Origin of the sequence: Nocardioides sp. TF02-7, from assembly GCF_022437945.1 — a bacterium.
Classification (GTDB): Bacteria; Actinomycetota; Actinomycetes; order Propionibacteriales; family Nocardioidaceae; genus Nocardioides.
The window spans coordinates 3,579,920-3,597,503 of the sequence record NZ_CP092535.1; the positions used below are offsets into that span (position 1 = coordinate 3,579,920).

Below are 17,584 nucleotides of genomic sequence, written 5' to 3' on the forward strand. Positions count from 1 at the left end.
CCAGGCGATCGGCCGCCTCGTCGAGCGGCACGGCGGCGTCCCGCGCGACAAGGTCGACGGGCTGGTCGAGGTCGGGGCGCTCGGCGGCCTGACCGCCGCCGAGGTCCACACCCGGCTCCGACGGCACCGGCTCGTCGACGCGGCCACCGCCCCACCTGCCGCCGCGCCGCCGCGGCCGCCGCTCGTGAGCGACCACCGCCGGCAGCAGGTGCGCGACCTCCTCGACGAGTTCGGCCGGCTGCAGGAGCAGCCGCCGCCGCCGACGCTGCTGGCGCTGCTCGGGCTGGAGCCGGAGGCCGACGACGCGGAGGTCTCGTTCCGCGCCGAGGCCTGGCGCGCCCGCTGCCGCGAGCTGCCGCCGCTGCGGATCCGGGCGGTCGCCGACGAGCTGATGGTCCACGTCGCCGACCTGCTCGAGGCGGGGCCCGACCGTCCGCGACGCCTACCTCGACGTCGTCGTGGACGACGTCAAGGTCCGGCTCCGGCCCCGGTTGCGCGCCGCGGTGCTCGTCGAGGACCGGCTGGTCGCCGACGACCACGCGCACCTCGTCGAGGAGGCGCGGGCGCTCGGCCTCGACCGCGGACGTGCCGGCCGGGCGGTGGCGGAGATGGCGGCCGAGCTGGACGTGCCGGTGGAGCCGGCGCCGACCGCCGGTGGCACGCAGCACCACCCACCCCCGCAGCCCCCGGGCCGGCCCTGGGAGGACGCGCTCCGCGCCGCCCGCGGTGCCCTGCGACGCGGTGCCCTGCTCGAGGCGCGCCGGTTGGTGGCGACGGCTGCCGCCGCGACCGACCCGGTCGCGGCGACGCCGGTGCGCGCCGTCGCCGACGAGGTCGAGCAGCTGGTGCGCGAGGCCGAGCTCCGGTGGCGGGCGGCGGCGACCGCGCTCGCGGCGCGACGGTTCGCCGAGGCCGCCGACCACCTGGAGCACCTGAGCCGCACGGCGACCGACCTGCCGCCTCCCGCAGGGCTGGGCCCGGCCGGTGCCGAGCTCGACCGCGCCCGGCGGGAGGTCGCCGAGGCCGACGCCCGGGTGGCCGGCGCTCGCGCGGAGCCGGATCCCGTGGCGGCGCTGCTGGCGGTGCTCGACCGCTGGCCGCAGCACCCGACTGCCGTCGGCGCGCTGGCCGAGCACCCGCTCCACCCGCCGACGGAGGTCCGCGCCACGCGGAGCGGAGGCGTCGTGGTGGTCGCGTGGCAGCCGTCGGCGACGCCCGGCGTCACCTACCGGGTCAGCCGGATCGAGCCGGACGGCACCACCCGGGTCGTCGGCCGCACGGGAGAGCCGCGGATCGAGGACGGCGGCGCGCCCGCGGGCCCGGACCTGCCCGGCTACGCCGTCGTCGCGGTCCAGCCCGGGCGGAGGTCGGAGGAGGCCCGCAGCAGCGGTCCCGCCCCCGTGCCTGCATCGGCCGCTACGCCGGCGGCACCGACCGGCACCGGCCGCCGTACCGACCGCTGCGGCGCCCGCGGCTGGTCCGGAGGCGCCGGCCGAGGTCGTCGCCCGCCGCGGCGAGCGCGGCTCGGTCGTGGTCACCTGGCGGGGGCCCGCCGGAGCGGAGTTCAAGGTCCGCCGGCAGCGACCCGACGGCGGCTGGCAGGTGGTCGGCCGCACCCGGGAGTCCTCGATCGAGGACGGTGGCGCCCCCGGTGAGGCGCTGCCGGTCTACGGCGTGTCCGCGCTCCGCGACGGCACCGCGTCGACCGAGACGCTGTCGGGCTGACGGCCGGGGTGTCCAGGGTTCGACGGTCCCCCCACGGCCACCCGCGGTGCGCCGATACCCTTGCCCGGTGGACAGTCCCCCTCAAGGTCGCGGTGCTCGGCTGCGGCGTCGTCGGCTCGCAGGTCGTGCGGCTGCTCGACGAGCAGTCCGGCGACCTCGCCGCCCGGGTGGGGGCGCCGGTCGAGCTCGCCGGCGTCGCCGTGCGACGCCTCGACGCCCCCCGCGACGTCGACGTGCCCCGACGGCCTGCTCACCACCGACGCCCTCGGACTGGTGACCCGCGACGACATCGACGTCGTGGTGGAGGTGATCGGCGGCATCGAGCCCGCCCGGACCCTGGTGCTCGCCGCCCTCGAGAACGGCGCCTCGGTCGTGACCGCCAACAAGGCGCTGCTCGCCGAGGACGGCCCCACGCTCTACGAGGCGGCCGAGAAGGCCGGCCGCGACCTCTACTACGAGGCGGCCGTCGCCGGCGCGATCCCGATCCTCCGCCCGCTGCGCGAGTCACTGGCCGGCGACAAGGTGACCCGGGTGCTCGGCATCGTCAACGGCACCACGAACTTCATCCTCGACCGGATGGACAGCTCCGGCGCCGGCTTCGACGAGGCGCTGGAGGAGGCGCAGGCGCTCGGCTACGCCGAGGCCGACCCGACCGCCGACGTCGAGGGCTTCGACGCCGCGGCGAAGGCCGCGATCCTCGCCAGCCTGGCGTTCCACTCCCGGGTGACCGCCTCCGACGTGCACCGCGAGGGCATCAGCGACGTGACCGCCGGCGACGTGCGCTCCGCGCGCGACATGGGCAGCGTGGTCAAGCTGCTGGCCATCGCCGAGCTGCGCACCGGTGACGGTGGCGACGAGGCCGTCAGCGTCCGGGTCCACCCGGCGATGATCCCGAGGTCGCACCCGCTGGCCAGCGTCCGCGAGGCCTACAACGCGGTGTTCGTCGAGTCCGAGGCCGCCGGCCAGCTGATGTTCTACGGCCCGGGCGCCGGCGGGGCCCCGACGGCCAGCGCCGTGCTCGGCGACCTGGTCACCGTGGCCCGCAACCACCGCCAGGGCGCCCGCGGCGTCGGCGAGTCGGCGTACGCCGACCGCGCGGTGCTGCCGATGGGGGAGACCCGCACCCGCTACCACGTGGCGATCGACGTCGACGACCGGGCGGGCGTGCTCGCCGCGGTGGCGCAGGCGTTCGCCGCCCACGGTGTGTCGATCCAGACCGTCCACCAGGAGGGCCGGGGCGACGACGCCCAGCTGGTCGTCGTCTCCCACGAGGCGACCGACGCCGCGCTGTCGGCGACGGTCGAGGAGCTGCGCGGGATGGAGATCGTCCGCGACGTCACCTCCGTGATGCGGGTCGAGGGGGCCGAGGAGTGAGCGGCATGGCGCACCAGTGGCGCGGGGTCATCGAGGAGTACCGCGAGCTGCTCGACATCCCGGCCGGCACCGCGGCCGTCACCCCTGCGCGAGGGCGGCACGCCGCTCGTCCACTCCGGGTGGCTGTCGGCGCTCACCGGCGCCGACGTGCACTTGAAGGTCGAGGGCGACAACCCCACCGGCTCCTTCAAGGACCGCGGGATGACCGCTGCGATCTCGGTGGCCAAGCACGAGGGTGCCGAGGCGGTCGTCTGCGCCTCCACCGGCAACACGTCGGCCTCGATGGCGGCCTACGCCGCGAAGGCCGGGCTCAACCCGCTCGTGCTCGTCCCGGACGGCAAGATCGCCGCCGGCAAGATGGCGCAGGCCATCCTGCACGGCGCGCAGGTGATCATGGTCAAGGGGAACTTGACGATTGCCTGCGGCTGGCCCGCGAGCTGGCGGAGGCCTACCCGGTCGCGCTCGTCAACTCGGTCAACCCGGTGCGGCTCGAGGGCCAGAAGACCGCGGCCTTCGAGATCGTCGACTTCCTCGGCGACGCTCCCGACTTCCACCTGCTGCCCGTCGGCAACGCCGGCAACATCTCGGCGTACTGGCTGGGGTTCCGGCAGTACGCCGACGCCGGGCGCGCGTCCCGGAAGCCGGTGATCCGCGGGTTCCAGGCGGCCGGCGCCAGCCCGCTGGTGACCGGCGAGCCGTTCCCCGAGCCGGAGACCCGGGCGACCGCGATCCGGATCGGCAACCCGGCGTCGTGGAAGCTCGCCGAGGCGGCCGCCGCTGAGTCCGGCGGCCGGTTCGCCGCCGTCAGCGACGAGCGGATCCTCGCCGCCCAGCGTGAGCTCGCCCGCACCGACGGCGTCTTCGTCGAGCCGGCCAGCGCCGCCGGGGTCGCCGGGCTGCTGCAGGAGCTGGAGCAGGGGGGAGACCTATGCCGGCAGCACCGTCGTCATCACCGTGACCGGCCACGGCCTCAAGGGACACCGCCACGGCGCTCGAGGGCTTCTACGAGAGCGGCGGCGTCGTGGTCGACGAAGTCGTGGCGCCCGAGGTGCAGGACGTCGCCGAGGCCGCGGGCCTGAGCGCGCCCGTCGGTGCGTGAGGGCAGGAAGCCGGGGATGACGTTCGTCGAGGGGCCGGTGCGCGTCTCCGTGCCGGCCACCTCCGCGAACCTGGGGCCCGGGTTCGACACCCTCGGGCTGGCGCTCGACCTGCGTGACCGCCTGGAGGCCGAGGTCGTCGGCACCGGACTGGTGGTCGAGGTCGACGGGGTCGGCAGCGGTGAGGTGCCGCTCGACGAGCGCCACCTCGTCGTCCGGGCGATGCGCGAGGCGTTCGGCCTGCTGGGGGTGCAGCCGCCGGGCCTGCGCCTGCGGTGTCGCAACGTCATCCCGCACGCCCGCGGCCTCGGCTCCTCCTCGGCGGCGATCGTCGGCGGCGTCTGGCTGGCGCGCGAGCTGGTGGCGGGCGGACGCCTCCTGGTCGACGACGCCGGGCTGCTCGACCTGGCCGCCCGGATCGAGGGGCACCCCGACAACGTCGCCCCGGCGCTGCTCGGCGGGTTCGTGATCGCGGGCTGCGACGACGACGGGTTCTGGGCCGTCCCGTCCGAGGTCGACCCGCGGATCGGGGCGGTCGTGTTCGTCCCGCCGGAGCCGGTCTCGACCGAGGCCGCCCGGGCGCTGCTCCCCGCCGAGGTCCCGCACGCCGACGCCGCCTGCAACGCCGGCCGCGCCGCCCTGCTGGTGGCCGCGCTCGCCGGTCGCCCGGAGGAGCTGTGGCGGGCGACCGAGGACCGGCTCCACCAGGACCACCGGCGCCCGGCGATGCCGGCCACCCTCGACCTGGTCGCCGCGTTGCGGGCCGACCGGGTGCCGGCCGTCGTCTCCGGCGCGGGCCCCACCGTGCTGGCCTTCACCGACACCACCGACGGCCTCAGCGCCCGTTGCCCCGACGGCTGGACGGCGCTGCCGCTGCCCATCGACACCCGGGGCGCCGTCGCCTGGTGACCGGTTCCGGTGCTGGGCGCGCGTGTGCGGGGGACCACGAGCGGGGGCGGTGGTACATTGGCCGCGCGTCGCAGCCGTTCAGCCCTGATCCTCGGCGCCGCGCGATCAGCGCGCACCCCCTTCCTCGCCCATGCCGGACCGGCCCACGGTCGGCGCGATCGTCCGCGAGAGCACCCCGGCCGAGGAAGACCCGACCGATCGCCCTCCTCCGCAGCGCCGGAGCCGCAGGGCCGTGATACGTGGGAAGGACCTCACGTGACAGAGACCGTCGAATCTACCGCCGGACCCGGCACCGACGCCCCCAAGGCGTCCGCACCGCGGAAGCGCGGCGGTGGGCTCAACTCCATGCTGCTGGCCGACCTCAAGGCGATGGCGAGCGGCATGGGCATCACCGGCGCCGGCAGCATGAAGAAGGCGCAGCTCGTGGAGGCGATCAAGGCCGCCCAGTCGAGTGGCCAGTCGGGTGGCCAGTCGAGCGGCCAGTCGAGCGGCCCGGCGGGCGACCAGCCCGCGGAGCCGGCCGCCACGGGCGACCCGGGCGACATCGGCGGCCGCCGGACGCGGGGCCGGTCGCGCAACGCCGCGGCGGGTGGTGCCGACCAGCCGACCCTCCCGGGGACGACCGGGGGAGCAGGAGGCAGCGGAGCAGCCCCGCGAGCGGCAGGACCGTCGCGCCAGCGACCGGCCCGAGAAGCAGGAGCGGCCCGAGAAGCAGGAGCGCGCCGAGAAGCAGGAGCGGGCCGAGAGGCAGGAGCGGGCCGAGAAGCAGGACCGGACCGAGAAGCAGGACCGGACCGACAAGCAGGCGGGCCAGCAGGGCCGTCAGCAGAGGCAGCAGTCCCAGCAGCAGGAGCAGCAGCCCCAGCAGCAGGGGCGCGCAGCAGCGCAACGACGACGGGGACGACGGCGAGGGCGGCAGCCGGCGCAACCGCCGGCGCCGGGGTCGCGACCGCACCCGGACGACCACCGGCGGCCGCAACGAGCCCGACACCACCATCCTCGAGGACGACGTCCTGGTGCCCGCCGCCGGCATCCTCGACGTCCTCGACAACTACGCGTTCGTGCGCACGAGCGGCTACCTGCCCGGCGCGGACGACGTCTACCTCTCGCTGTCGATGGTCCGCAAGTACGGCCTGCGCCGGGGCGACGCCATCGTCGGCCAGGTCCGGCAGCCGCGCGAGGGGCGAGCGGCGCGAGAAGTTCAACCCGATGGTGCGGATCGACAGCGTCAATGGCGTCGACCCCGAGCAGTCGCGGCACCGGGTGGAGTTCTCGAAGCTGACCCCGCTCTACCCGAGCGAGCGGCTCCGCCTCGAGACCGACGCCCACAACCTGATCGGCCGGGTCGTCGACATCGTCGCCCCGATCGGCAAGGGCCAGCGGGGTCTCATCGTGTCGCCGGCGAAGGCCGGCAAGACGATGATCCTGCAGTCGATCGCCAACTCGATCACCACCAACAACCCCGAGTGCCACCTGATGGTCGTGCTGGTCGACGAGCGCCCGGAGGAGGTCACCGACTTCGAGCGCTCGGTCAAGGGCGAGGTGATCTCCTCGACGTTCGACCGTCCCGCCGGCGACCACACCACGGTGGCGGAGCTCGCGATCGAGCGGGCGAAGCGGCTGGTCGAGCTCGGTCACGACGTCGTCGTGCTCCTCGACGGCATCACCCGGCTCGGCCGTGCCTACAACCTGGCGGCGCCGGCGTCGGGCCGGATCCTCTCCGGTGGCGTCGACTCCGCGGCGCTCTACCCGCCGAAGCGGTTCTTCGGCGCCGCCCGCAACATCGAGAACGGCGGCTCGCTGACGATCCTCGCGACCGCGCTCATCGAGTCCGGCTCGAAGATGGACGAGGTGATCTTCGAGGAGTTCAAGGGCACCGGCAACATGGAGCTGCGGCTGCGGCGCGACTTCGCCGACAAGCGCCTGTTCCCGGCCATCGACGCCATCCAGTCCGGCACCCGCCGCGAGGAGCTCCTCATGACCAAGGAGGAGATGGCGATCGTCTGGAAGCTGCGGCGGGTGCTCTCGGCGCTCGACAGCCAGCAGGCGCACGAGGTGCTGCTCGACAAGCTCAAGAAGTCGCAGAGCAACGTCGAGTTCCTGATGCAGGTGCAGAAGACGACCCCCGCACCGGGCGACGACTGAGAGGGAATAACCGGACCTGCTCGCGGATTGGAGTAGGTCCGGCCCGAGTCCGTAGACTGTTCGATCGGCTCCGGTTCACGCCCGCGACCGCGTGGCGACCCGGCGGCCCCTGAGAGAGGACACCATGAAGAAGGACATCCACCCCGAGTACGTCGTGACCGAGGTCACCTGCACCTGTGGCAGCACCTTCACGACCCGCAGCACCGCGACGAGCGGCACGATCCACGCCGATGTCTGCTCGCAGTGCCACCCGTTCTACACCGGCAAGCAGAAGATCCTCGACACCGGCGGCCGCGTGGCCCGCTTCGAGGCCCGCTACGCCAAGGCTGCCAAGAAGTAGCCACCCGACGCGCCGGTCGCCCACCCCGTGTGGTCGACCGGCGTTCGTCATTTCCCCACCGCGGGTCGGCGCGACCTGGCGGGGTCGCCGAGGTCGGAGGAGGGTCGTGGTGTTCGAAGCGGTCGAGGGCATGCTCGAGGAGCACGCCGAGCTCGAGAAGCGGCTGGCCCTGCCCGAGACCCACGCCGACGCGAGGCTCGCGCGCACCCTCAACCGGCGCTACTCCGAGCTCGGCGCGATCATCGGCGCCTGGCGGGAGTGGCAGCAGCACGGCGACGACGCCGGCGCCGCCGAGGAGCTGGCCGCCGACGATCCTGGCTTCGCCGAGGAGGTCACCGAGCTGCGGGCGCGGCAGGAGGCCGCCGCGGAGCGGCTGCGGCGGCTGCTGGTCCCGCGCGACCCCGCCGACGACAAGGACGCGCTGCTCGAGGTGAAGTCGGGCGAGGGAGGCGAGGAGAGCGCGCTCTTCGCGGGCGACCTGCTGCGGATGTACACCCGGTACGCCGAGCGGCGGGGCTGGAAGACCGAGGTCCTGGACGCCACCGAGTCCGACCTCGGCGGGTTCAAGTCGGTCACGGTCGCGGTGAAGGCCGGGTCCACGGCGTCGACCCCGGGCCAGACGCCGTACGCGCTGCTGAAGTTCGAGGGCGGCGTCCACCGCGTGCAGCGGGTGCCGGTGACCGAGTCCCAGGGCCGGATCCACACCTCGGCCGCCGGCGTGCTGGTGATGCCGGAGGCCGAGCCGATCGACGTCGAGATCAACGACAACGACCTGCGCATCGACGTCTTCCGGAGCAGCGGTCCCGGTGGCCAGAGCGTCAACACGACCGACTCCGCGGTGCGGATCACCCACCTGCCCACCGGCATCGTCGTCAGCTGCCAGAACGAGAAGAGCCAGCTGCAGAACAAGGAGCAGGCGCTGCGCATCCTCCGCGCCCGGCTGCTGCAGGCGGCCCAGGACGCCGCCGACGCCGAGGCGAGCGACGCCCGGCGCAGCCAGGTGCGGACCGTCGACCGCTCCGAGCGGATCCGGACCTACAACTTCCCCGAGAACCGGATCTCCGACCACCGCACCGGCTACAAGTCCTACAACCTCGACCAGGTCCTCGACGGCGACCTGCAGCCGGTGCTCGACTCCTGCGTCGAGGCCGACCTGGCGGCGCGGCTCGCCGCGCTGGAGGACTGAGTGGCGGTCACCCGCGAGCTGCTCCGCTCCGCGGCCGAGCGGCTGCGGGCCGCCGGCGTGGCCAGCCCCGACCACGACGCCGCCGAGCTGCTCGCCCACACGCTCGGGACCACTCGGGGCCGGTTGGTGCTGGTGACCGACGTGCCCGGTGAGGCGGCGGCAGCGTTCGAGGACCTGGTGGCCCGGCGGTGTGGCCGGGTGCCGCTCCAGCACCTCACCGGCAGGGCCTACTTCCGCCACGGCGAGGTGGCGGTGGGTCCGGGGGTGTTCGTCCCGCGGCCCGAGACCGAGCTGCTGGCTGGCTGGGCGGTGGAGCAGCTGACCCGCGCCCGGGACGGCCGGCCCCAGACCCCCGACAGCGCGGACCCGCTGGTCGCCGTCGACCTCTGCACCGGTTCCGGGGTGATCGCGAAGGCGATCGCCGAGGAGGTGCCCGGCGCGCGGGTGCACGCGGTCGAGCTCGACGACGCCGCGCACGCTTGGGCGGCCCGCAACCTGGCCGGCACCGGTGTCGACCTCCGGCACGGCGACCTGGCGACGGCGTTCGACGACCTGCTGGGCACCGTCGACGTGGTGGTGAGCAATCCGCCGTACGTCCCGCTGGAGGCCTGGGGAGTCGGTCGCGCCCGAAGCGCGCGACCACGACCCGCACCTCGCGCTCTTCTCCGGCGAGGACGGGCTCGACGCCATCCGCGCGCTCGCCCGCCGCGCCGCCGACCTGCTCCGGCCCGGGGGAGTGGTGGGCGTCGAGCACGCCGACGTCCAGGGCGAGTCCGCGCCCGCCGTGTTCGCCGCCGACGAGCGGTGGGAGGAGGTCCGCGACCACCGCGACCTCAACGACCGGCCCCGGTTCGTCACCGCCCGGCGGGCGGTCCCGGGACGCCGGGCCGGGCAGGAGCGGGACCGGCAGTGACAGGATGGGCGCCGTGAGTGAGTCGGCACAGGTCTGTCCCGTCACGACCGACGAGGAGCGCGAGGCGGCCGTCGACGCGGCGAGCCTGGCCGTCCAACGAGGACGGCTGGTGGTCTTCCCGACCGACACCGTCTACGGCCTGGCGGCCGACGCGTTCGACCCGGCCGCGGTCCAGCGGCTGCTGGCGGCCAAGGGGCGGGGCCGCGAGATGCCCCCCGCCCGTGCTCGTCAGCACCGCCGCGACGCTCGACGCGCTGACGACCCGCGTGCCCGACTACGCGCAGGCCCTCGTCGAGGAGCTGTGGCCCGGCCCGCTGACCGTCGTGTGCCACGAGCAGGCCTCGCTGCGCTGGGACCTCGGCGACACCCGCGGCACGGTCGCCGTACGGATGCCCGACCACGACCTGGCCCGCGAGATCCTCGACCGCACCGGACCGCTCGCGGTGAGCTCGGCCAACCTCACCGGGCGACCCGCCGCGACCGACGCCGCCGAGGCCGTCGCGATGCTCGGCGCGGAGGTGGCGGTGGTCGTCGACGGCGGCCGGACCCGCGGCGCCACCCCCTCGACGATCCTCGACGTCACCGGCGAGCGCCCGCGGCTGCTGCGGCTGGGCGCGATCCCGGTCGAGCGCCTCGACGACGTCCTCGGCGCCCACGGCGTCAGCGTCGAGACCGCGCCGGTCGGCGCGGAGACCGCGGACGAGGGCTGAGCCGGGCCGTGCGCGAGTACGTCGTCGTCTTCCTCGTCGCCGCGGCGGTCACCTACCTGCTGACCGTCGTCGCCCGCGAGATCGCGATCCGCACCGGAGCGGTCGCCAAGGTCCGCGACCGCGACGTCCACGCCGAGCCGATCCCCTACCTCGGCGGGCTGGCGATGCTCGGCGGGCTGTTCGCCGCCTACGCCGTCGCTCGTGACCTGCCGTTCCTCTCCAACAGTCCGCCGTTCGTCTTCGAGGACGCGCTCTCGGTGCTGATCGCGGGGGGCGCTCGTCTGTGCGGTCGGCGTGCTCGACGACATCTTCGACCTCGACGCGCTCACCAAGTTCGGCGGCCAGGTGCTCGCCGTGGGCGTGCTGGTCTACTCCGGCATCCAGTTCCGCTACTTCTTCCAGTCCGACGGGTCGCAGTTCTCCCTCGACAGCACGCAGGGGGCGCTGCTGACCGCGCTGATCGTGCTGGCGACGGTCAACGCCGTGAACTTCATCGACGGCCTCGACGGGCTGGCCGCCGGCGTCATCGGGATCAGCGCCCTGGCCTTCTTCCTGTTCTGCTACCAGCTGACCGTGATCAACGAGGCGAGCCGCGCCAGCACCGGGGCGCTGCTGTCGGCCGCGCTGGCCGGCGCCTGCGCCGGCTTCCTCGCCCACAACTTCCACCCCGCCCGCCTGTTCATGGGCGACAGCGGCTCGATGCTGATCGGGCTGGTGCTCTCGTCGACGGCGATGACGGTGACCGTCCAGTTCCCCGCGGCCGAGATCGCCCAGGGCGTCGACGGCACCCGCGCCAGCCTGCTCCCGATGCTGCTGCCGGTCGCGCTGCCGATCATGATCCTGATCGTGCCGCTGGCCGACCTGGTGCTGGCGGTGGTGCGACGCACCCGGGCCGGCCGGTCGCCGTTTGCCCCGGACAAGCAGCACCTGCACCACCGGCTGCTGGAGATCGGCCACTCCCACCGCCGGGCCGTCCTGATCATGTGGCTCTGGGCGGGGCTGATCGCGTTCGGCACGGTCGTGGCCAGCCTGTACGACGACCTCGCGGTCTGGATCGGCATCGGCGCCGCCGCGGCGCTCACCGTGGTGCTGACGTTCCTGGTGCCGCTGCTGCCGGGCCGGCGGTTCTCCGAGGAGACGCCACCCGCCCCGGCCGGTGGGGGAGAGGCCCCCGATTCGGGAGCGCCGCAGACTTTGTGATAACTTTCACGAGCAGGCAGAGACTGCCCGCAGACCGACCGCCCCGACACCCTCGACAGGACGGCCGCCGATGCTGACGACCGACACCGCGAAGCCCCGGCCGGGGGACCCGCGCGTCGGGTCGCGACCGCTGGTCGTCGCTGCCGTCGTCACTGCCGTCGTCGGCTCCCTGCTGGTCGCCGCCGCAGCCGTCGCGCACGGCGCAGCCTGGCCACGGGGGCGGCCGTCGGCAGCCTGATGGTCGTGGGCGTGCTCGCCTTCGGAGCCTTCTTCGTCGACCTCGTCGCCCGCGTCGCGCCGGCTGCGTCGCTGCTCGTCGCGCTGGTCACCTACACGTTCCAGGTGGCCCTGATGGCGCTGTTGTTCGTCGCCGTCCGACGGGCCGACGTCCTGGAGTCGGACGTCGAGCGCGGGTGGCTCGGGGCCGGCGTGATCGCCGGCGCCCTGGTGTGGTCGGCTGTCCAGCTGAGGGCCTCGACGACGGCCCGGCTGCCGGTCTTCGACGGGCCGGCCGGAGCCGCCTCCGAGACGCCCCGTGAGGGCCTCGTCGACCGGGCGGAGGGCGGTGCGGGATGAGCCGGAGCGACTGCTATTGTCCGGGGGCGCAATGAGTCAGCCCGTGGAGGATCCGAAGGGCGACCCGTGGCGGGCGTTCGGCTATGTCGTGGCCGGCGTCGCTGTCTACGGGGTGCTGGGGTTCCTCGCGGACCGTTGGCTCGGCACCCGGTTCCTGGTGGCGATCGGGATCGTGGTCGGGGCGGCGTTCGGGATCTACATGACCGCCGCCCGCTTCCGCACCGAGCCGGTGGAGAAGCCGCAGCATGACCCTGAGCAGGACACGGACTAAGGAGACCTGGTGATCAGCGCAGCCAGCACCATCACCGCCGCAGGTGACGGCTTCACCGCGCCCGGCCCGGCCAACTTCGAGTACCCCGAGCTGTTCTCGGTCGGTGGTGTCGACGTGACCAAGCCGATGGTGCAGCTGGTGCTCGCCGGGATCCTCGTGCTCGCGTTCTTCTGGATGGCCTCGCGCCGCGCCGCGATGGTGCCCGGCCGCCTCCAGTTCGCCGGCGAGGGCGCCTACAACTTCGTCCGCAACAGCGTCGGCCGCGACATCATCGGCAGCCACGACTTCCAGCGGTTCGTGCCCTACCTGGTGGCGCTGTTCTTCTTCGTGCTCGTCAACAACCTGTTCGCGAGCATCCCGTTCATCCAGTTCCCGACGTTCAGCCGCTCGAGCATGGCCTACGCGCTCGCCGGGCTCTCCTGGCTGATCTACAACGGCGTCGGCATCGCCAAGCACGGGTTCGTCGGCTACCTCAAGCTGCAGAGCATCCCGTCCGGCGTGCCTGCGGCGATGTACCCGCTGCTGGTCCCGCTGGAGTTCTTCTCCAACATCCTGGTCCGGCCGGTCACGCTCGCGCTGCGACTCTTTGCCAACATGTTCGCCGGCCACCTCCTGCTGATCCTGTTCGCCACCGGCGGCCTCTACCTCGTCAGCGAGTACGGCGGCGCCGTCGGCGTCATCTCGGGCATCGCCGCCTGGGTGATGGCGATCCTGGTCAGCTTCCTCGAGATCCTGGTGCAGTTCCTGCAGGCCTACGTCTTCGTCCTGCTGAACGCGATGTACATCCAGGGCGCACTCGCCGACGAGCACTGAGCACTTCTCCGACCCAACTCAACAACCGCAGTATCAACCGAAAGGAACCGCCGTGGACGGCAACCTCAACATGATCGGTTACGGCCTGGCCGCCATCGGCCCGGGTGTCGGCATCGGTCTCATCTTCGCCGCCTACATCAACGGAGTCGCCCGCCAGCCGGAGGCCCAGAGCCGCCTGCAGTCGATCGCGATCCTGGGCTTCGCGCTCGCCGAGGCGCTGGCGATCATCGGTATCGCGCTCGCCTTCGCCCTCTGACGCGTCCACCGCGCGTCGTCCCAGACCATCACCGATAGGTCAGGTCCATGAAGTCAATGTTCCTCATCCTTGCCGAAGGCGAGGAGGGCGGTCACACGCCGGAGAGCCCGCTCGCGATCGAGCCCGTCGAGATCGTGCTCTCGCTCATCGTGTTCGCCCTGCTCTTCCTCGCCGTGCGGAAGTTCGTCGTGCCGAACTTCGAGAAGACGTACGCCGAGCGCACCCAGGCGATCGAGGGCGGCCTGGCCGCGGCGGAGAACAAGCAGGCCGAGGCGGACGCCAAGCTCGCCGAGCTCGAGCAGCAGCTCGCCGACGCCCGCCACGAGGCCGCGCGGATCCGTGAGGAGGCGCGCGAGCAGGGGCCGCGATCATCGCCGAGATGCGGGGAGCAGGCCCAGGCGGAGTCGGCCCGGATCGTCGAGCACGGCAAGGCGCAGATCGAGGCCGAGCGCCAGCAGGCGGTCACCTCGCTCCGTGCCGAGGTCGGCACCCTCGCGACCGGCCTCGCCGGCCGGATCGTCGGCGAGTCCCTCGAGGACGACGCGCGGCAGGCCCGCGTGGTCGAGCGGTTCCTGGCCGACCTCGAGACCGGTCCGAGCGCTCCCGGAGCGAACTGATGACCGTCCGCTCCGGCTTCCGCGGCGCGTCTGCCGACGCCTTCGCCGTGCTGTCCGACCAGCTCGGTGGCGTGGCGGAGTCCTCGGCGAACGCCGTGGCCGACGACCTGTTCGCGGTCGCGGCCAGCCTGCGCGCCGAGGGCGCGCTGCGCCGGTTCGCGACCGACGCGACGGTCCCGGTCGAGGCCCGCGCCGGCCTCGCCGGCGAGCTCTTCGAGGGCAAGGTCGACCCGGCGTCGCTGGAGCTGCTCAAGGCGGCGGTCAGCCGGCGCTGGACCAGCAGCCGTGACCTCGCCGACGCGCTGGAGCTGCTCGGGGTCGTCGCGGTCGTCCGTTCGTCGGGCGCCGACAGCGGTCGGCTGACCGACGAGCTGTTCGCGGTGCGGTCGCTCCTCGGCGACGACAGCGACCTCCGCAACGCCCTGTCCGACCCGGCGCGCAGCGTCGCCGACAAGGCGGCGCTGGTCGACACCCTCCTCGAGGGGAAGGCGCTGCCGGCGACGGTGACGCTGGTGAAGCAGTCGCTCGCCGGAAGCTACCGCACCGTGGTCGCCGCGCTCGAGGACTACGAGAAGGTCGCCGCGGACGTCCACGGCCAGCGGGTCGCGACGGTGCACGTCGCGCGGCCGCTGGCCGACGCCGAGGCGCAGCGGCTGACCGACGCCCTCAGCCGGCAGTACGGCATGCCGGTCCACCTCAACGTCGTCGTCGACCCCGCCGTCATCGGTGGCATCCGGGTCGAGATCGGCGACGACGTCATCGACGGGACGGTCTCGAGCCGGCTCGACGACGCCCGGCGCAGGCTCGCCGGCTGACCGCCCCACCGACCACCCCACCGGTTTTCGAAGCAGAAGAGAGAAGGCACTCACGATGACGGAACTCTCCATCCGTCCCGACGAGATCCGCGACGCGCTGGCCAAGTACGTCGCCGACTACCAGCCGGCTGCCGCCAGCAAGGAAGAGGTCGGCACGGTCGCCTCCGCCGGTGACGGCATCGCCCGCGTCAGCGGTCTGCCCTCCGCGATGGCCAACGAGCTCCTCGAGTTCGAGGACGGCACCCTGGGCCTCGCGCTGAACCTCGAGGACCGCGAGATCGGTGTCGTCGTCCTCGGCGACTTCGACAAGATCGAGGAGGGTCAGACGGTCCGCCGGACCGGCGAGATCCTCTCCGTGCCGGTGGGCGACGGCTACCTCGGACGGGTCGTGGACCCGCTCGGCAAGCCGATCGACGGCCTCGGCGACATCGAGACCACCGGCCGCCGGGCGCTGGAGCTGCAGGCGCCGTCGGTGGTGCAGCGCAAGTCGGTGCACGAGCCCCTCGCGACCGGCATCAAGGCGATCGACGCGATGACGCCGATCGGCCGCGGTCAGCGCCAGCTGATCATCGGCGACCGCGCGACCGGCAAGACGACGATCGCGATCGACACGATCATCAACCAGAAGCAGAACTGGGACTCCGGCGACCCGACCAAGCAGGTCCGCTGCATCTACGTCGCCATCGGCCAGAAGGGCTCGACCATCGCGTCGGTGCGGGCCGCGCTCGAGGAGTCCGGTGCGCTGGAGTACACCACGATCGTCGCCGCCCCGGCGTCCGACAGCGCGGGCTTCAAGTACCTCGCCCCCTACACCGGCTCGGCCATCGGCCAGCACTGGATGTACGACGGCAAGCACGTCCTCATCGTCTTCGACGACCTCACCAAGCAGGCCGAGGCCTACCGCGCGGTGTCGCTGCTGCTGCGTCGTCCGCCGGGTCGTGAGGCCTACCCGGGTGACGTCTTCTACCTGCACTCGCGGCTGCTGGAGCGTTGCGCGAAGCTCTCCGACGACCTCGGCGCGGGCTCGATGACCGGTCTGCCGATCATCGAGACCAAGGCCAACGACGTCTCGGCGTTCATCCCCACCAACGTCATCTCGATCACCGACGGGCAGATCTTCCTGCAGTCCGACCTGTTCGCGGCCAACCAGCGGCCGGCGATCGACGTCGGCATCTCGGTGTCGCGAGTGGGCGGCGCGGCGATGACCAAGGCGATGAAGGCCGTCACCGGCTCGCTGAAGGTCGACCTGGCGCAGTACCGCGCGATGGAGGCGTTCGCGATGTTCGCCTCCGACCTCGACGCGGCGTCGCGGCAGCAGCTCGACCGCGGTCAGCGGCTGATGGCCCTGCTCAAGCAGCCGGCGTACTCGCCGTACCCGCTGGACGAGATGACCGTCTCGCTGTGGCTGGGCACCACCGGCCGCCTCGACCGGGTGCCGGTCGGCGACGTCCTGCGGTTCGAGAGCGAGTTCCTCGACTACCTGCGGCGCTCGCACGAGGGCATCCTCGGCAGCATCCGGGAGACCACGAAGTTCGAGGTCGAGGACGAGCTCGAGCGCGCCTACGACTCCTTCCTCGACCAGTTCGAGACCTCCGAGGGTGGCTCCATCAAGCCCGGGCACGAGGCCGAGGCCGAGGCGCTCCCCGACGACGAGCTCGAGCAGGAGCAGATCGTCAAGCAGAAGAGGGTGTGACCTCTCATGGCCGTATCGCTGCGTGAGTACCGCGCGCGGATCAGGTCGACGGAGTCGATGAAGAAGATCACGCGCGCCATGGAGCTCATCGCTGCGTCCCGGATCATCAAGGCGCAGCAGCGGGCGCAGGCGGCGGCGCCGTACGCCCGCGAGCTGACCCGTGCGGTGTCGGCGGTGGCGACGTTCTCCAACGTCGACCACCCGCTGACCAGCGAGGAGGAGAACCCGCGGCGGGCGGCGGTGCTCGTGATCACGAGCGACCGCGGCCTCGCCGGTGCCTACTCCTCCAGCGTCCTCAAGGAGGCCGAGCGGCTCGCCGAGCGGCTCCGCGAGGAGGGCAAGGAGATCGACTACTACCTCTCCGGTCGGAAGGCCGAGGCGTACTTCAAGTTCCGCCAGCGCCCGTTCGTCAGCTCGTGGACGGGGTTCTCGGACCAGCCGTCCTACGACGCGGCGGCCGAGATCGGCCGGACGCTGATCGACGCCTTCCTCCTCGACAGCGGCGAGCGCGGCGACGACGGCGTGACCGGCGTCGACGAGGTGCACGTCGTGTTCACCCGGTTCCGTTCGATGCTCGTGCAGGAGCCGACCGCCGTGCGGCTGCTCCCGCTCGAGGTCGTCGAGGGTGAGGAGGCGCCGGAGGAGTCCGAGCTGCTGCCGCTCTACGAGTTCGAGCCGTCCCCGGCGGAGGTCCTCGACAAGCTGCTCCCGCAGTACGTCCAGAGCCGGATCTTCTACTGCCTGCTGCAGGCGGCGGCCTCCGAGCTCGCCGCGCGCCAGAAGGCGATGAAGTCGGCGACGGACAACGCCGAGGAGCTCATCAAGAAGTTCACCCGGATCGCCAACCAGGCGCGCCAGGCGGGCATCACCCAGGAGATCAGCGAGATCGTCGGCGGCGTCAACGCGCTCGCCGACGCCCAGGCCAGCGCGAACGACTGACCGCA

At 73.1% G+C, this 17,584-nt stretch carries 16 protein-coding genes and 4 pseudogenes; all 20 read left to right on the plus strand.

The annotated features are described in order from the left end of the window. Nucleotides 1-458 precede the first annotated feature (458 nt). Nucleotides 459-1,655 (plus strand): hypothetical protein, encoded by a 1,197-nt coding sequence (locus MF408_RS18455; RefSeq protein WP_240248912.1) that lies wholly within the window; start codon nt 459-461, stop codon nt 1,653-1,655. Between the two features lie 162 nt (nt 1,656-1,817). After that, nucleotides 1,818-3,099 (plus strand): annotated as a pseudogene (locus MF408_RS18460) (homoserine dehydrogenase). A 5-nt stretch (nt 3,100-3,104) separates the two neighbouring features. Beyond that, nucleotides 3,105-4,198 (plus strand): annotated as a pseudogene (gene thrC / locus MF408_RS18465) (threonine synthase). Between the two features lie 16 nt (nt 4,199-4,214). Then, on the plus strand, nt 4,215-5,105 hold the full coding sequence (gene thrB / locus MF408_RS18470; protein ID WP_240248913.1) for a homoserine kinase: 891 nt from the start codon (nt 4,215-4,217) through the stop codon (nt 5,103-5,105). Between the two features lie 1,061 nt (nt 5,106-6,166). After that, a pseudogene (locus tag MF408_RS18480) lies at nt 6,167-6,232 on the plus strand (hypothetical protein); the annotation flags it as partial. An 82-nt stretch (nt 6,233-6,314) separates the two neighbouring features. Then, nucleotides 6,315-7,250, plus strand: coding sequence for a transcription termination factor Rho (rho, locus tag MF408_RS18485; protein WP_240252029.1), 936 nt, complete (start codon nt 6,315-6,317; stop codon nt 7,248-7,250). Nucleotides 7,251-7,374: 124 nt separating this feature from the next. Beyond that, nucleotides 7,375-7,590: a 50S ribosomal protein L31 gene (gene rpmE, locus MF408_RS18490; protein WP_240248914.1), complete on the plus strand. Its 216-nt coding sequence runs from the start codon at nt 7,375-7,377 to the stop codon at nt 7,588-7,590. 109 nt (nt 7,591-7,699) lie between these two features. Continuing rightward, nucleotides 7,700-8,776: a peptide chain release factor 1 gene (gene prfA, locus MF408_RS18495; RefSeq protein ID WP_240248915.1), complete on the plus strand. Its 1,077-nt coding sequence runs from the start codon at nt 7,700-7,702 to the stop codon at nt 8,774-8,776. Next, on the plus strand, nt 8,777-9,706 hold the full coding sequence (locus MF408_RS18500; RefSeq protein ID WP_345893765.1) for a HemK/PrmC family methyltransferase: 930 nt from the start codon (nt 8,777-8,779) through the stop codon (nt 9,704-9,706). Beyond that, nucleotides 9,694-9,845, plus strand: a pseudogene (locus tag MF408_RS25840) (threonylcarbamoyl-AMP synthase); the annotation flags it as partial. The gene MF408_RS18500 and the pseudogene MF408_RS25840, both read left to right, overlap by 13 nt. 65 nt (nt 9,846-9,910) lie before the next feature. Further along, nucleotides 9,911-10,399 carry an L-threonylcarbamoyladenylate synthase gene (locus tag MF408_RS18505; RefSeq protein ID WP_275693222.1) on the plus strand — a complete coding sequence of 163 codons (489 nt, stop codon included), beginning with the start codon at nt 9,911-9,913 and terminating at the stop codon, nt 10,397-10,399. Between the two features lie 294 nt (nt 10,400-10,693). Continuing rightward, complete coding sequence (locus tag MF408_RS18510) at nt 10,694-11,599, plus strand: MraY family glycosyltransferase (RefSeq protein WP_240248916.1); 906 nt, start codon at nt 10,694-10,696, stop codon at nt 11,597-11,599. Between the two features lie 249 nt (nt 11,600-11,848). After that, entirely contained in the window at nt 11,849-12,175 is a 327-nt protein-coding gene (locus tag MF408_RS18515) for a hypothetical protein (protein WP_240248917.1), read from the plus strand. Nucleotides 12,176-12,218: 43 nt separating this feature from the next. Next, nucleotides 12,219-12,446, plus strand: a complete 228-nt coding sequence (locus tag MF408_RS18520; protein WP_240248918.1) for a hypothetical protein — start codon at nt 12,219-12,221, stop codon at nt 12,444-12,446. A gap of 9 nt (nt 12,447-12,455) precedes the next feature. Continuing rightward, the gene (atpB, locus tag MF408_RS18525) at nt 12,456-13,259 is read left to right on the plus strand and encodes a F0F1 ATP synthase subunit A (RefSeq protein WP_240248919.1); all 804 of its coding nucleotides are present in this window, start codon (nt 12,456-12,458) and stop codon (nt 13,257-13,259) included. A gap of 52 nt (nt 13,260-13,311) precedes the next feature. Beyond that, the gene (gene atpE, locus MF408_RS18530) at nt 13,312-13,515 is read left to right on the plus strand and encodes an ATP synthase F0 subunit C (RefSeq protein ID WP_275693223.1); all 204 of its coding nucleotides are present in this window, start codon (nt 13,312-13,314) and stop codon (nt 13,513-13,515) included. Nucleotides 13,516-13,562: 47 nt separating this feature from the next. Beyond that, nucleotides 13,563-14,132: a F0F1 ATP synthase subunit B gene (locus MF408_RS18535; protein WP_240248920.1), complete on the plus strand. Its 570-nt coding sequence runs from the start codon at nt 13,563-13,565 to the stop codon at nt 14,130-14,132. Next, nucleotides 14,132-14,947, plus strand: coding sequence for a F0F1 ATP synthase subunit delta (locus MF408_RS18540; RefSeq protein WP_240248921.1), 816 nt, complete (start codon nt 14,132-14,134; stop codon nt 14,945-14,947). The genes MF408_RS18535 and MF408_RS18540 overlap by 1 nt, the downstream gene beginning before the upstream one ends. A gap of 55 nt (nt 14,948-15,002) precedes the next feature. Beyond that, nucleotides 15,003-16,640: a F0F1 ATP synthase subunit alpha gene (gene atpA, locus MF408_RS18545; RefSeq protein WP_240248922.1), complete on the plus strand. Its 1,638-nt coding sequence runs from the start codon at nt 15,003-15,005 to the stop codon at nt 16,638-16,640. Nucleotides 16,641-16,646: 6 nt separating this feature from the next. Next, complete coding sequence (locus tag MF408_RS18550) at nt 16,647-17,579, plus strand: F0F1 ATP synthase subunit gamma (protein ID WP_240248923.1); 933 nt, start codon at nt 16,647-16,649, stop codon at nt 17,577-17,579. The last annotated feature ends 5 nt before the right edge of the window (nt 17,580-17,584 follow it).